The organism is Jiangella ureilytica (assembly GCF_004348545.1).
Lineage (GTDB): Bacteria > Actinomycetota > Actinomycetes > Jiangellales > Jiangellaceae > Jiangella > Jiangella ureilytica.
In genome coordinates, this window is sequence record NZ_SMKL01000015.1 from 64,913 (window position 1) to 78,999 (window position 14,087).

At 74.7% G+C, this 14,087-nt stretch carries 13 protein-coding genes; 8 read left to right on the forward strand and 5 right to left on the reverse strand.

What is annotated here, in order from left to right; genetic code table 11:
* The first annotated feature begins 106 nt into the window (after positions 1 to 106).
* Entirely contained in the window at positions 107 to 1,162 is a 1,056-nt protein-coding gene (locus E1212_RS08995) for a LacI family DNA-binding transcriptional regulator (protein ID WP_131981463.1), read from the forward strand.
* A 4-nt stretch (positions 1,163 to 1,166) separates the two neighbouring features.
* Here the strand turns inward: E1212_RS08995 and add are convergent, their stop codons facing one another.
* A complete protein-coding gene (gene add / locus E1212_RS09000) occupies positions 1,167 to 2,144 on the reverse strand; it encodes an adenosine deaminase (RefSeq protein WP_203416668.1) in 978 nt (325 codons plus the stop codon).
* 101 nt (positions 2,145 to 2,245) lie between these two features.
* Between add and E1212_RS09005 the strand changes: the two genes are divergently transcribed.
* Genes E1212_RS09005 through E1212_RS09015 form a run of 3 tightly spaced genes read left to right on the forward strand, consistent with a single transcriptional unit; the run spans position 2,246 to position 6,066 of the window.
* The gene (locus E1212_RS09005) at positions 2,246 to 3,013 is read left to right on the forward strand and encodes an ABC transporter ATP-binding protein (RefSeq protein WP_131981465.1); all 768 of its coding nucleotides are present in this window, start codon (positions 2,246 to 2,248) and stop codon (positions 3,011 to 3,013) included.
* Positions 3,014 to 3,016: 3 nt separating this feature from the next.
* On the forward strand, positions 3,017 to 5,152 hold the full coding sequence (locus tag E1212_RS09010; protein ID WP_131981467.1) for an ABC transporter permease: 2,136 nt from the start codon (positions 3,017 to 3,019) through the stop codon (positions 5,150 to 5,152).
* On the forward strand, positions 5,149 to 6,066 hold the full coding sequence (locus tag E1212_RS09015) for a Rossmann-like and DUF2520 domain-containing protein (protein WP_131981469.1): 918 nt from the start codon (positions 5,149 to 5,151) through the stop codon (positions 6,064 to 6,066). Before E1212_RS09010 ends, E1212_RS09015 begins: the two co-directional genes overlap by 4 nt.
* On the opposite strand, the gene E1212_RS09020 is transcribed toward E1212_RS09015, so the two are convergent.
* Genes E1212_RS09020 through E1212_RS09030 form a run of 3 tightly spaced genes read right to left on the reverse strand, consistent with a single transcriptional unit; the run spans position 6,067 to position 8,712 of the window.
* Positions 6,067 to 7,125 (reverse strand): ABC transporter ATP-binding protein, encoded by a 1,059-nt coding sequence (locus tag E1212_RS09020; RefSeq protein ID WP_131981471.1) that lies wholly within the window; start codon positions 7,123 to 7,125, stop codon positions 6,067 to 6,069. It abuts the gene before it with no gap.
* Positions 7,122 to 7,925 (reverse strand): ABC transporter permease, encoded by an 804-nt coding sequence (locus E1212_RS09025; protein ID WP_203416670.1) that lies wholly within the window; start codon positions 7,923 to 7,925, stop codon positions 7,122 to 7,124. The genes E1212_RS09020 and E1212_RS09025 overlap by 4 nt, the downstream gene beginning before the upstream one ends.
* Entirely contained in the window at positions 7,918 to 8,712 is a 795-nt protein-coding gene (locus E1212_RS09030; protein ID WP_131981473.1) for an ABC transporter permease, read from the reverse strand. The genes E1212_RS09025 and E1212_RS09030 overlap by 8 nt, the downstream gene beginning before the upstream one ends.
* Before the next feature lie 75 nt (positions 8,713 to 8,787).
* Between E1212_RS09030 and panC the strand changes: the two genes are divergently transcribed.
* From panC to E1212_RS09050, 4 genes are all read left to right on the forward strand, one after another.
* A complete protein-coding gene (panC, locus tag E1212_RS09035) occupies positions 8,788 to 9,633 on the forward strand; it encodes a pantoate--beta-alanine ligase (protein WP_238992286.1) in 846 nt (281 codons plus the stop codon).
* 53 nt (positions 9,634 to 9,686) lie between these two features.
* Positions 9,687 to 11,354 carry an L-aspartate oxidase gene (locus E1212_RS09040; RefSeq protein WP_131981537.1) on the forward strand — a complete coding sequence of 556 codons (1,668 nt, stop codon included), beginning with the start codon at positions 9,687 to 9,689 and terminating at the stop codon, positions 11,352 to 11,354.
* Between the two features lie 84 nt (positions 11,355 to 11,438).
* The gene (gene nadC, locus E1212_RS09045) at positions 11,439 to 12,329 is read left to right on the forward strand and encodes a carboxylating nicotinate-nucleotide diphosphorylase (RefSeq protein ID WP_203416674.1); all 891 of its coding nucleotides are present in this window, start codon (positions 11,439 to 11,441) and stop codon (positions 12,327 to 12,329) included.
* Between the two features lie 5 nt (positions 12,330 to 12,334).
* Positions 12,335 to 13,114 carry a type III pantothenate kinase gene (locus tag E1212_RS09050; protein WP_131981479.1) on the forward strand — a complete coding sequence of 260 codons (780 nt, stop codon included), beginning with the start codon at positions 12,335 to 12,337 and terminating at the stop codon, positions 13,112 to 13,114.
* A 21-nt stretch (positions 13,115 to 13,135) separates the two neighbouring features.
* On the opposite strand, the gene E1212_RS09055 is transcribed toward E1212_RS09050, so the two are convergent.
* On the reverse strand, positions 13,136 to 14,047 hold the full coding sequence (locus E1212_RS09055) for an RNA polymerase sigma-70 factor (protein ID WP_203416676.1): 912 nt from the start codon (positions 14,045 to 14,047) through the stop codon (positions 13,136 to 13,138).
* Between the last annotated feature and the right edge of the window lie 40 nt (positions 14,048 to 14,087).

Genomic DNA, 14,087 nt, shown 5'->3' on the forward strand with positions numbered 1-14,087 from the left:
GGAATTCGTCAGGATTCGGGCGGTCGAATCGATTCGATCGAATCGATTCGATATTCTGCTATGGCACGTGGACGGATGCAAGTGCGAGATCGACGAGAGGCGTGACGTGGGCGAGCATCGGGCGACGCTGGCGGCCGTGGCCGCGCGGGCCGGGGTGTCGCCGTCGACGGCGTCGCTGGCGTTCAGCGGGTCCGGGCCCGTGGCAGACGCGACCCGCGAACGGGTGCTGGCCGCCGCGCGCGAGCTCGGTTACGCCGGGCCCGACCCGATGGCCCGGTCGCTGCGTCGCGGCCGGTCCGGCATCGTCGGCGCGGTCGTCGGCGAGCGCCTGCTCTACGCGTTCCGCGACCCGGTCGCCGTCGCGCTGCTGGACGGCATCGCCGAGGCGCTCAGCCCGTCCGGCACCGGCCTGCTGCTGCTCTCCGGCGACGCCCAGCACGGCGGCCCGACGACCGAGCAGGTGTCGCGCATGCCGGTCGACGCCGTCGTCTTCGCCACTTGCGGCCGCGACGACGACCCCCTGCTCGACCTGTTCCTCAGCCGCGGCGTGCCGGTGGTCGCGGTCGACGGGCCCGACCGTCCTGACGTCACGCTGCTCGACATCGACGACTACGGCGGCGCGGCCGAGCTGGCCCGGCACGTCGCGTCGCTGGGCCACCACCGGGTCGCCGTCGCCGCGCTGCCGCTGCGACTCGACGGCCGGCGCGGGCTGGTCGACGACGCCCGCCGGGCCGACATCGGCTTCGTCGACTGCCGGGCCCGGCTCGACGGCACCGAGGACGTCTTCGGCCCGGTTCCCGTCGTCGAGGCGCGCAGCAACGTCGTCGAAGAGGGCGAGCTGGCCGCCCGGCTGCTGCTTGCGGCGCCGCAGCGACCCACGGCGATCATCGCCCAGAGCGACCTGCTCGCCGTCGGCGTCATCCGGGCGGCCGAGTCGCTGGGGCTGCGCGTCCCCGACGACCTCACCGTCGTCGGTTACGACGGCATCGACACCCCCTGGCTGGGCGAGCGCGTGCTCACCACCGTCGTGCAGCCGATCACCGAGAAGGGCCGGCTGACCGGGCGCATGGTCACCGAGCTGCTCGAGGGCGAGCAGCCCTCGAACGTGCACCTGCCGGTGCAGTTGCGGGTGGGCACCACGTCGGCGCCGCCACCGGCCTGAGCGGTCACGCCAGCCAGGTCTCGACGCCGGCCAGCATCGCCTGGCGCAGGCCGGCCGGCGCCGCCGACGACGTGATCGAGCCGCGGGCCAGCGCCGCCAGCTCGGCGTCGGTCAGCCCCAGCACGTCGCGGCACAGCGCGTACTGGCCGCCGAGGCCGACGGCGAAGAGCAGCGGGTCGTCGCTCCCGAGGGCCACCCGCACGCCCGCCGCCAGCAGCGTTCGCACCGGGATCTCGTCCAGCGCGTGCACGCCGAAGGGCGGGTACGACGTCGGGCAGATCTCCAGCGCCACGCCCCGCCCGGCCAGCAGCTCCAGCACGACGGGGTCCGTGGCGGCCGCAGTGCCGTGCCCGACCCGGGTCGCGCCGAGCACCTCGACACAGGCACGCACGTGCGCCGGGCCGGTGAAGAAGCCGCCGTGCGGGGTGCGCAGCAGGCCGGCGTCGCCGGCGACGCGGAAGGCCGGCGCGAAGTCCTCGATCCGGCCCAGCCGCTCGTCGTTGGAGAGCCCGAACCCGACCACGCCGTCGCCGGCGTAGCGGGCGGCAAGGCGGGCCAGGGTCGTCGCGTGCTCGCCGGAGCGGGCCCAGCTGGACGCCACGACGACGCCCATCGGCAGCGGCGCCGCGGCGGCCGCCGTCAGCACCGCCTCGACCGCCGCCTCCAGCCCGCCGAGCACCGGCGCGTACGACGTCGGGTCGACCTGCAGCTCCAACCAGCCGCAGCCGTCCGCTGCGTCGTCCTCGGCGGCCTCGCGGACCACCCGGGCGACGTCCTCGGCCGTGCGGATCGCCGCCCGGGCGGCGTCGTAGCGGCCCTGGAAGACCGCCCACTCGTGCGGCCCGCCGGTGAGCCCGGTCAGCGGCGGCACCGCGACGCCGTGCCGGGCGGCCAGCTCGTCCAGCGTCGACGGGCGCATCGCGCCGGTGAGGTGCAGGTGGGACTGCGCCTTCGGCAGCGTCGCGAGGGGACGGTTCGGCACGAGAGCCGACCCTATCCAGCCTGGGCGTGCGACCTTGGTCGTATGCCGGGTCAACCCCCAGGTCCGACGATCCGCCCCACCGTTCTCGCGACGCTGGGACCGTGAGCCTTCAGACGTCTGTCCCGGGCGCCCCGAGCGCCGTTCTCGCGCCGGCGGTCCGCGCCGTCGCCCTGACCAAGCTGCACGGCAGCGGCGACACCGCCGTCCGTGCCCTCGACGCCGTCGACGTCGCGTTCGCCGCCGGCCGGTTCACCGCGATCATGGGCCCGTCCGGGTCCGGCAAGTCGACCCTCGTGCACTGCCTCGCCGGCCTCGACACCGCGACGTCGGGCCGGGCGCTGCTCGGCGACACCGACCTGACGGCGCTCAGCGACACCCGGTTGACGCTGCTGCGCCGCGAGCGGCTGGGCTTCGTCTTCCAGGCGTTCAACCTGCTGCCGACGCTGGACGCCGAGGCCAACGTGCTGCTGCCGCTGAGGCTGGCCGGCCGCCGGGTGGACCGGGACTGGTTCGCCGAGGTCGTCGGTGTGCTGGGCATCGGCGACCGGCTGCGGCACCGGCCGAGTGAGCTCTCCGGAGGCCAGCAGCAGCGCGTCGCCGTCGCCCGGGCGCTCATCAACCGGCCCGAGGTGATCTTCGCCGACGAGCCGACCGGCAACCTGGACTCGCGCTCCGGCGGCGAGGTGCTGGCGATCCTGCGCACCAGCGTGCGCGAGCTGGGCCGGACCGTCGTCATGGTGACGCACGACCCGGTCGCGGCGTCGTCGGCCGACCGCGTGGTCATGCTGGCCGACGGCCGGGTCGCGGGCGAGATCGCCGACCCCACGCCCGACGCCGTCATCGACGGCCTGCGCCGGCTGGGTGGCTGACCGATGCGATCCGTGGTGCTGGCGGGGCTGCGCGCCCATCTGCTGCGGCTGGTCCTGACCGGCCTGGTCGTCGTGCTGTCGGTGGGGTTCACCGCCGCGACGCTGATCCTCACCGACTCGCTGGACGCGGGCTCCCGGCGCGAGCTGGCGGCCGGCGCCGAGGGCGTCGACCTCGCGGTGCTGCCGCCGCCGGACGCGACGCTGTCCGAGGCCGACCTCGATGCCATTGCCGGGCTCGACGGGGTGGCCGCGGCCGCGCCCCGGCAGGAGGCGACCGTGCACACCGCCGACGCCGACGGCCGGATCGACCCGTTCGGCTACGCGCGGGTGCTGGCCCCGCCGCTGGGCACCTCGATCGAGGGCGACGGTGTCGTCCTGGACCGGCGGTCGGCCGAGCGCCTGGGGCTGGGCGTGGGCGAGGAGATCACCGTCGCCGCCGACGGCTCGGCCGAGTTGGTCGCCCTGCCGATCACCGCCCTGGCCGACCCGTCCTCCGATGCCGGCGACGACCCCGAGATCACCGCGAGCTGGGAGGTCGTGCGCGAGCTCGCCGACCCGGCCGGCGCGAGCCGGGTCGACCTGCGGCTGGCCGACGGCGCCGGCACGGCGGCCGTGCGGGCCGCGCTGCCCGGCGACCTCGAGGCACTGACCGGGCCCGAGCTCGCGCAGCGGCTGGTGGACGCGTCGTCGCAGCGGGAGGCGCTGCGGATCCCGCTGCTCATGCTCGGCGCGGTGTCGCTCATCGTGGCGGCGTTCGTCATCGCCAACACGTTCCGGATCCTGGTCGCCCAGCGCACTCGCGAGCTGGCGCTGCTGCGCACCGTCGGCGCGACCCGGCGGCAGGTGCTGCGTGGCGTTCTGGCGGAGTCGGCCGCCGTCGGGCTGGCCGGCAGCCTCGCCGGGGTCGCGGCCGGCGCGCTGACCGCCCTGGCGGTCGGCTCGCTGCTGGACGCGTCGCTGGTGCTGACCGTCACCGGGACGACGGTGGCGTGGTCGGTGGTGATCGGCGTGCTGATGACCGTGGGGTCGGCGCTGCTGCCCGCGCGGTCGGCGACCCGGGTGTCGCCGCTGGCCGCGCTGCAGGCCGTGCCCGACGGCGCCGACAGCCGGACCGCGGGGCGGGTCCGGGCCGTGCTCGGCGTGCTGGCGATGGTGGCCGGCGCGCTGCTGCAGGTCGCCGGGGCCGCCGCCGGGACGTCCGGCGGCGGGATGGGGCTGGTCGCCGTCGTCTTCGGGGCGGCCGTCTGCTTCCTCGGGCTGCTGATCCTCGGGCCGACGATGGTGCCGCCGCTGGTGCGGATGCTGGGCGGCATCGCGGCCCGGCTCAGCGGCGGCTCGCGGTCGACGGCGGACCTGGCCACCGCGAACGCCGTCCGCAACCCGCGCCGGGTCGCCGCCACCACGGCGGCGCTGCTCATCGGGGTCACGACGGTGGCCGGCTTCCTCACCGTCGTCGAGTCCGCCCGCGACAGCGTCAGCGTGGTCGTCGACGGGCGGGTGCCCGCCGACTTCGCCGTCCGCACCGCGACGGCCGAGCCGATCCCGGACGCCGTCGCGCGGGCCGTCGAGGAGCTGCCCGAGATCGGCTCCGTCGTCGAGGACGGCGGCGACGTGCTGGCGGTCGACGCGGCCGGCGGCGTCGACGGCGACGACGCGCGGGCGGCCATCGTCGCGGCGACCGCGGACCACCCGGAGCTGTCCGTCCAGAGCTTCGCCCAGCGCCGAGCCGACTTCGAGCAGGACCTGAACGAGGCGGTCAACGTGGTGCTCGCGATCCTGGCGCTGGCCCTGGTGATCGCGTTCATCGGCATCGCGAACACGCTGTCGCTGTCCGTGCACGAGCGGACTCGCGAGATCGGGCTGCTGCGCGCGCTCGGCCTGACCCGCCGGCAGACCCGCATCATGCTCGGCGTCGAGGCGGCGCTCATGGGCGCGGTGGCGGCCGTCGTCGGGTCGGCGGCCGGAGCTCTGTTCGCCTGGGCCGCGGTGAGCAGCATCGAGGAGCTCGAGTTCGTGGTTCCGTGGGGACTGCTCGCGCTCAGCGGCGCGGTCGCGACGGTGCTCGGCGTGCTCGCCTCGATCGCGCCCGGCCAGCGCGCCGCCCGGACGTCTCCGGTCGTGGCGCTCGCGGCGGAATGATCGCTTGTCCTAGCCTGGTCGGTGTGACGGAGGAACGGCCGGCGCGACTCGACATCGGCGTCGTCGGCACCGGGCGGGTGGGCGCGGTGCTCGGCGCGGCGCTGGCCCGGGCCGGGCACCACGTGGTCGCCGGCTACGGCGTCTCGCTCACCAGCCGCACCCGCGCCGGCGCGCTGCTGCCCGGCGTCGCGCTGGTCGACGTGCCGCAGGTGTTCGCCCGGTCGGGGCTGGTGCTGCTCGCCGTCCCCGACGACGCGCTGCCCGGCCTCGTCGAGGGGCTGGCCATGACGGGCACCGTGCGACCCGGTCAACTGGTCGTGCACACCAGCGGCCGCTACGGCGTGGGCGTGCTCGACCCCGCCACGCACGCCGGTGCGCTGCCGCTGGCCCTGCACCCCGCCATGACGTTCACCGGCACCTCGGTCGACCTGCAGCGGCTGGCCGGCGCGACGTTCGGGGTGACGGCGCCCGAGCCGCTCTGGCCGGTCGCCGAGGCGCTGGTGGTCGAGATGGGGTCGGAGCCGATCCGCGTCGCCGAGCAGCACCGCGCGCTCTACCACGCCGCGCTGACGCACGGCGCGAACCACGTGGTCACGCTGGTCAACGACGCCATGGACCTGCTGCGCGCCACCGGCGTGGCCGAGCCGGACAAGGTGCTGGCGCCGCTGCTCTCCGCCGCGCTCGACAACAGCCTGCGCCAGGGCGACGAGGCGCTCACCGGGCCGGTCTCGCGGGGCGACGCGGGCACCGTCGGCAGCCACCTCACCGAGATCACCGCGGCCATGCCCGAGGCGGTGAGCACGTATGTGGCGCTGGCCCGGCGCACGGCCGGGCGGGCGCTCGCGGCGGGCCGGCTCAAGGCGAGCGACGCCGAGGCGCTGATCGACGTGCTGGCGGAGCCGCCGGCGCCCTGATCATGCCGGCAACGGTGGCCGTGGTGGGGCGGCGGGATCGCCGCTGACCCTGGGAGACTGGGCCAGGTAGAGCCGGCGCACGACGTCCTCGACGTCGGGCTCCTCGATGGCGAGGTCGCGCACCTGGCCCCGTCGCCCCACGGCCTCGAGGATGGCGCCCGCCGTCGTCCGCTCGGGGGTGAAGGCGAGCCGGTGCCGCAGGCCGTCGGACTCGACGGCGACGCTCCGGGTGCCGTGGATCGGGCCGAGTGACGGCACGGGCTCGACCAGGTCGACGACCATGACCCGTTCCGCGCCCACCCGGCCTGCCAGCTCCGGCAGCGTGCCGTCGTAGACCAGCCGGCCGTGGTCGACCACCAGGATGCGGTCGGTGAGCCGCTGCACGTCGTCCATGTCGTGGGTGGTGAGCAGCAGCGTCGTGCCGTGCAGCGCGCGCTGCTCGGAGAGGAAGACGCGCAGCCGCTCCTTGCTCAGCACGTCCAGCCCGATGGTCGGCTCGTCGAGGATGAGCAGCCGGGGCGCGTGCAGCAGCGCGGCCGCGATCTCGCCGCGGATCCTCTGGCCGAGCGAGAGCTGGCGCACCGGCGTGGCCAGGAAGCCACCGAGGTCGAGCCGGTCGGCCAGCTCGTCGCGGCGTGCCGGCCAGGTCGCGTCCGGCAGCCGGTGGATCGCCGCCAGCGCACGGAACGACTCCGCCAGCGGCAGGTCCCACCAGAGCTGGCTGCGCTGGCCGAAGACGACGCCGATCTGCCGGGCCAGCTCGCGGCGCCGGCGCACCGGGTCCAGCCCGCAGGTGCGCACCGTCCCCGCCGTCGGCACCAGGATGCCGGTGAGCATCTTGATGGTGGTCGACTTGCCGGCCCCGTTGGCGCCGATGTAGCCGACGGCGGCGCCCTCGGCGAGGTCGAAGGACAGCCCGTCGACGGCGGCGACGACGGTGCGGGTGCGGCGCAGCCGGCCGGCCAGGGGTAGCCGACGTACGCTTCCCAGCTGAGGCGCAGGACGCCGGACGACGAACTCGCGGCGCAGGTCCCGAAGCTCGACGATCGTCTCTGTCATGATCCCGTCCCGGTGTAGTGGCGGAGGCCGGCTCGCCAGCTCAGCAGGGCGACGGCCCAGACGGCGGCGGCGGCCAGCGGTGTGCACCAGCCCAGCCACTGCGGCGTGCCCGCCGGACCGGGCTGGTCCAGCAGCACCAGCACCGGCAGGTAGGCGGTGAACGCGGCCGGCACGACGAACGTGAACAGCAACCGCATCGGCAGGCTGAAGATGCTGGCCGGGTAGGCCGAGGCGTAGGCGCCGCCGTAGGTGAAGGCGCTGGTGAACTCCGCGCCCTCGACCAGCCAGAACTGCACCGCCGCCGCACAGACGAACAGCCCGACGAACACCGCGGTCGCGGTCAGCGGCGTCAGCACGAGCAGCGCCACCTTGGCCGCCGTCCACCCGATGTCGTTGAGCGGCAACGCGACGGTGAGGATGACGAGTGCGACGCCGACCCGGCCGAGCCGCCGCAGCGACACGTCGCTGGTGACCAGCTGCGCCAGCACCGGCAGCGGCCGGAGCAGGAACGCGTCCAGCGTCCCCTCGCGCAGGTGGACCGGCAGGTTGTCGACGTGCCCGACCACCAGGTCGGCGAGGCTGAAGCCGACGTTGGCCAGCGCGAACACCAGCGCGGCGGCAGCGAAGTCCAACCCGCCGAGCACGTCGACGTTGGCGAAGACGATGTAGACCTCGGCGAACTCCATGAGCCCGATGGCGACGCTGCCCAGCAGATCGGACACGAACGAGCGCCGATACGCCGCCTGCGACCGCATGCGCGACCCGACCAGCACCCGATAAGGGCGAAGTCGCTCACCCACCCTGCACCACCAGCTTCCGGGCGCCGCGGGCGAACACCAGCCGGCCCAGCAGCAGGACGCCGGCCAGCCAGGCCGCCTGGACGGCCAGCACGCCCAGCGCCGCCGTTCCCTCGGCCCGTGCCATGACGACGTCGACCGGCGCCTGAAGCATCGACGGATACGGCGTCAGCGCGGCGACGGTGGCCAGCCGGTCCGGGAACCAGTGCACCGGGATGACCAGGCCGGACAGGATGCCCATGGCGACGACGTTGAGGGTGAGCACGCCGCGCAGCTCGATCAGCCAGAACGCCGCCAGGTTCACCAGCCACCAGACCGAGAACGACACCGCGATGGCCAGCACGATGCTCACCACCCCGAGCAGGTACGGCAGCGGCGTCGAGGGCAGCGCCAGTCCGGTGACCAGGGCGCCGGCCAGCAGCGGCGGTGCGCCGCGCGGGATGAACTGGTGGATCGCCCGGCCGAGGAAGCCGGCGAGATAGGCGAACTGGGGGTCCATCGGGCGGGCGAGGTCGATGGCGATGTCGCCGTCGCGGACGCGCAGCGCCAGCTCGGCCCAGTTGAACACGTTGACCGGCGCGACGAGCGCCTGCACGAGCCAGGCGTAGGTGGCGCCGGTGAGGGCGTCGTAGCCGGCCAGCTCCCCGCCGGCCGCCCCGATCGCGCCGACCGTGATGGACGCCTTGATCAGGCCGAAGACGGTGTTCGTGAACGCGCCGGCCGCGGTCGCCAGCCGGTAGGTCGACCACCGGCGGAAGCCGAGGACGACGAGTGTGGCGAACAGGCGCACAGTCGCCGTACGGTACTCGGCCCCTGTGGCGGTGTCATCGGAAATATGCCGTCGGCGTCCCGGTACGGTGACGGCGTGAACCACCCCATCGTGGCCCGCACCCGCGACGACCTCGCCCAGGCGCTGGCGCAGAGCGAGAACGAGAGCGCCGTCGTCATGACGCTGGGCGCGCTGCACGAGGGCCACCGTGCGCTGGTCCGCGCCGCCCGCGAGCTGGTCGGCAGCGGCGGCACCGTCCTGGTGACCATCTTCGTGAACCCGCTGCAGTTCGGGCCGGGCGAGGACTTCGAGCGCTACCCGCGCACGCTCGAGGCCGACCTCGCCGTGTGCGCCGACGAGGGCGTCGACGTCGTGTTCGCGCCGCCCGCGGAGGAGCTGTACCCGCACGGCGAGCCGCAGGTCGGCATCGTGCCCGGGCCGCTCGGCGCACAGCTGGAGGGCGCGGCGCGGCCCACCCACTTCGCCGGGGTGCTGACGGTGGTCGCGAAGCTGCTCAACCTCACGGTGCCCAGCTACGCCGTCTTCGGCGAGAAGGACTACCAGCAGCTCACGCTGGTCCGTCGCATGGTGGCCGACCTCGAGATGCCGTACGAGATCGTCGGCGTGCCGACCGCCCGCGAGGAGGACGGGCTGGCGCTGTCCAGCCGCAACCGGTACCTGTCGGCGGACGAGCGGACGGCGGCGCTGGCGCTCTCGCGGGCGCTGCGGGCCGGCGCCGGCGCCGCGGCAGGTGGGCCGGACGCCGTCGTCGCCGCGGCCGCGGCCGAGCTCGGGGCCGAGCCGGGCGTCGTCGTCGACTATCTCGAGCTGCGCTCCGACGAGCTGGCCCCGCAGCCGCGGCACGGCCCGGCCCGCCTGCTGGTGGCCGCCCGCGCCGGCACCACCCGCCTCATCGACAACATCGCCGTCGACCTGCCCTGACACGCCGGGGCGTAGGCTTGTGGCGCGTGACCGGAGTACGCATCCCCCGCCGCATGCGCACCGAAGAGCCCGGCTGGACGGTGTCGGCTGACGTCGTCGTGGTCGGCAGCGGCATCGCGGGACTCACCACGGCGCTCGAGGCGCGCAAGGCCGGCCGGGTCCTGCTCGTGACGAAGACCCGGCTCGCCGACAGCGCCACGGCGTGGGCGCAGGGTGGCATCGCCGCGGCGCTCGGACCCGGGGACAGCCCTGAGCAGCACCTGCACGACACCCTCGTCGCGGGCGTCGGGCTGTGCGACGAGGCCGCCGTCCGCACGCTGGTCACCGAGGGCCCGCGGCGGGTCCGCGAGCTGGTCGAGCTGGGCGCGGCGTTCGAGCTCACCCCCAACGGCGACATCGCACTGACCCGCGAGGGCGGCCACCACCGCGACCGCATCGCGCACTCCGGCGGCGACCAGACCGGCAAGGAGATCTCGCGAGCGCTGCTCGACGCGCTGGCCGCGGTCCGCGAGGACCCGCAGATCGAGGTGGTCGAGCACGCGCTGGTCACCGACATCCTCACCGACGCCGCGGGCCGGGCCTGCGGCGTCGTCCTGCACGTCATCGGCGAGGGGCGGCAGAGCGGCGTCGGTGCGGCGCTCGGCCGGGCCGTCGTCCTGGCCACCGGCGGGCTCGGCCAGGTCTACGCGTCGACCACCAACCCGCCGGTCTCGACCGGCGACGGCGTCGCGGCCGCGCTGCGGGCCGGTGCCGAGGTGGCCGACCTCGAATTCGTCCAGTTCCACCCGACGGTGCTCTGGCTCGGCCGCTCGGCCAAGGGGCAGCAGCCGCTCATCTCCGAGGCGGTGCGCGGCGAGGGCGCCGTCCTGCGCGACGTCGAGGGCCGCCGGTTCATGAAGGGCCGGCACGAGCTGGCGGAGCTCGCCCCGCGCGACGTCGTCGCCAAGGGCGTCATGACCGCCATGGCCGAGACCGGAGCCGAGCACGTCTGGCTCGACGCCCGGCACCTCGGCGGGAGGTTCCTCGAGGAGCGGTTCCCGACCATCGTCGCGCGCTGCCGCTCCTACGGCATCGACCCCGCCACCGACCTCGTCCCCGTCGCGCCGGCCCAGCACTACGCCAGCGGCGGCGTGCGCACCGACCGGCGCGGCCGCACCAGCGTGCCCGGCCTGTACGCGTGCGGCGAGGTCTCCTGCACCGGCGTCCACGGCGCCAACCGGCTGGCCTCGAACTCGCTGCTCGAAGGGCTGGTCTGGGGTCACCGCATCGCCGAGGACCTCGCGTCGTCGCTCGACGACGCCCACCCCGGCGACCCCGTCGAGCGCGAAGGGCCGGTCGGCCTGCTCGACGCCGACGCGCGCCCGTTCGTGCAGTCGGCCATGACGGCCGGCGCCGGCGTGCTGCGGTCCGAGGCGTCGCTGACGACGCTGGCGGCCCGGCTGGCCGGCCTCGCGGCCGAGCCGCTGAGCGACGGAATGACGCCGGATTCCTGGGAGACGACGAATCTGCACTCTGTGGCGGTTACGCTCGGTCGGCATGCCGCCCTGCGGGAAGAGACGCGAGGCGGCCATTGGCGTGAGGACTTCGCCGACCGGGACGACACCCGCTGGCGCGGCCACCTGGTCAGCGTCGTGGACCCGGACGGCGTGCTCACGACGACGTATGAGCCCCGGAGGGTGATGCAGAACCGACGAGCGACGGGGGACCGGAGGTCCCCCTGAGTCCTCGGTCCGGGCCGATGTCGACCGGAGAGGGCTCGTGCTCTCTGCATCACCGGACGTCGAATGAGACATGAAGGAGTAGCGATGAGTCTGCCCGAGCCCGTGACACTCGCCTTGCGCGAGGCGGGTCTCGATCCCCGATACGTCGAGGACCTCGTCCGCGCCACGTTGGAGGAGGACCTGGGCGGCGGAGAGGACGTCACCACCACCGCGACCGTGCCCGCCGACCAGCACGCCGTCGCCGTGCTCGGCTCGCGCGAGTCCGGTGTCCTCGCCGGCCTGCCGGTGGCCGAGGCCGTCTTCGCGGCCACCGACCCCGGTGTCGAGGCCGAGCGGCACGTCGCCGACGGCGCCGAGCTCCGCGCCGGGTCCAAGGTGCTGACGGTGCACGGCCGCACCCGCCAGCTGCTGCTGGCCGAGCGCACCGCGCTCAACCTGGCCTGCCGGCTGTCCGGCATCGCCACCGCCACCCGGTCCTGGGTCGACGCGCTGGCCGGCACCCACGCCGCCGTCCGCGACACCCGCAAGACCACACCGCTGCTGCGCCCGCTGGAGAAGTACGCGGTGCGGCTGGGCGGCGGGGTCAACCACCGGTCCACGCTGGCGGAGTCGGCGCTGATCAAGGACAACCACATCGCGGCGGCCGGCGGCATCACCGCGGCGTACCAGGCGGTCAAGCGGGCCTACCCGGACATCGAGGTCGAGGTCGAGGTCGACGACCTCGACGGCGCCGCCGAGGCGGTCGAGGCCGGCGCCGACCTGGTGCTGCTCGACAACTTCAGCGTCGACGACGTGCTCGAGGCCGTGAAGCTGGTCGACGGCCGGGCCCGGCTCGAGGTCAGCGGCGGGCTGACGCTGGCTCAGGCCGGCGCCTTCGCCGCCACCGGCGTCGACTACCTGTCCACCGGCGCCCTGACCCACTCGGTCCGCTCACTGGACCTCGGCCTCGACATGGTCGCCGTCGAGGGACACTGATCCGCATGCTGCTGGCGATCGACGTCGGTAACACCGAGACCGTCATCGGGCTGCTCGACGGCCTCGAGGTGCGGCACCACTGGCGGGTGGCCACCGTGGCCACCCGCACCACCGACGAGATCATGGCACTGCTGCGCGGGTTGTTCGCGGGGACCGACGAGACGATCGACGGCGTCGCCATCTGCTCGACGGTCCCCGTGGTGCAGCGCGAGATGCGCTGGCTCACGCAGCGCTACTACGCCGACGTGCCGGCGCTGCTGGTCGAGCCGGGCGTCAAGACCGGCGTGCCGATCCTCACCGACAACCCGCGCGAGGTCGGCACCGACCGCATCGTCAACGCGCTGGCCGCCATGCACCGGTACGGCACCGGGCGGCCGTGCATCATCGTCGACTTCGGCACCGCGACCACGTTCGACGTCGTCTCGGCGCGCGGCGAGTACATCGGCGGCGCCATCGCCCCCGGCATCGACGTGTCGCTCGAGGCGCTGCGCAACGCGGCGGCCCAGCTGCGCCGGGTCGAACTGGTCCGGCCCCGGTCGGTCATCGCCAGGAACACGGTCGAGGCGCTGCAGTCCGGGGCGCTGTACGGCTTCAGCGCCCAGGTCGACGGCGTGGTCACCCGCATGGCCACCGAGCTCGGGGTCGGGCTCGACGGTGTGACGGTGCTGGCCACCGGCGGGCTGGCGCCGCTGGTGCTGGACGAGTCGTCGACCATCCAGCACCACGAGCCCTGGCTGACGCTCATGGGCCTGCGGCTGGTGTTCGACCGCAACCACCCGGCCTGACGGCTCCGGGACGGCCGGCGGTCAGCCGCGCCCGGCCAGGTGCGCGTTGAGGTCGCCCACCGGGCCCAGGTGCTGCAGCTTGTCGGGATTGATCTGGTTGTGCACGCCCGCGATGCGGCCGTCGTCGGCGATGGTCAGCGACAGCACGCCCAGGACGCCGTCGTCGCCGGCCACGCGGATGCCGGGCTGGCCGTTCACCGTCACCGGCTCGATCAGCAGGCCCATCGCGGCGCCGGTGCGGCCGAGGCCGGCCAGGAACCGGGCCACCTGCAGCGCGCCGACCAGCGGGTGGCGCACCGCCGCGGTCTTGCCGCCGCCGTCGCCGTGGAACACGACGTCCTCGGCGAGCAGCCGCTCCAGCGCGCCGACGTCGCCGTCGTTCAGGGCGGCGAAGAACGAGCGGGCCAGCTCGTCGCGGCGGTCGCGCGACGGCTCGAACCGCGGCCGCCGCTCGTCGATGTGCTTGCGGGCCCGGGCCATGAGCTGCCGGCAGTTCGCCTCGCTCCGCTCGACCACCGCGGCGATCTCGTCGTAGCCGTACCCGAACACCTCGCGCAGCAGGAACACCGCCCGCTCGACCGGTGACAGCGTCTCGAGCACCACGAGGAACGCCGTCGACAGCGTCTCGGTCTCCTCGACCCGCCGGGCGGGGTCGTCGTCGACGGCGAGCAGCGGCTCGGGCAGCCACGGTCCGACGTAGCGCTCGCGCCGGAGCCGGGCCGAGCGCAGCGCGTCGATGGCCAGGCGGGTGGTGACGGTGGTGGCGTAGGCCTCGGGGTTGTCCGCCCGGGTGCCCGACTCCGACGCGTGGTGCATGCGCAGGAACGCCTCCTGCACGACGTCCTCGGCCTCGCTCACACTGCCGAGCATGCGGTAGGCCACCGAGAACATCAGCGGCCGCAGGTCGTCGTGGGTGGTCGTGACGTCGGTCACCTTCCGATCGTGTCACAGGACGCCGAACCGCCTCGTCGGA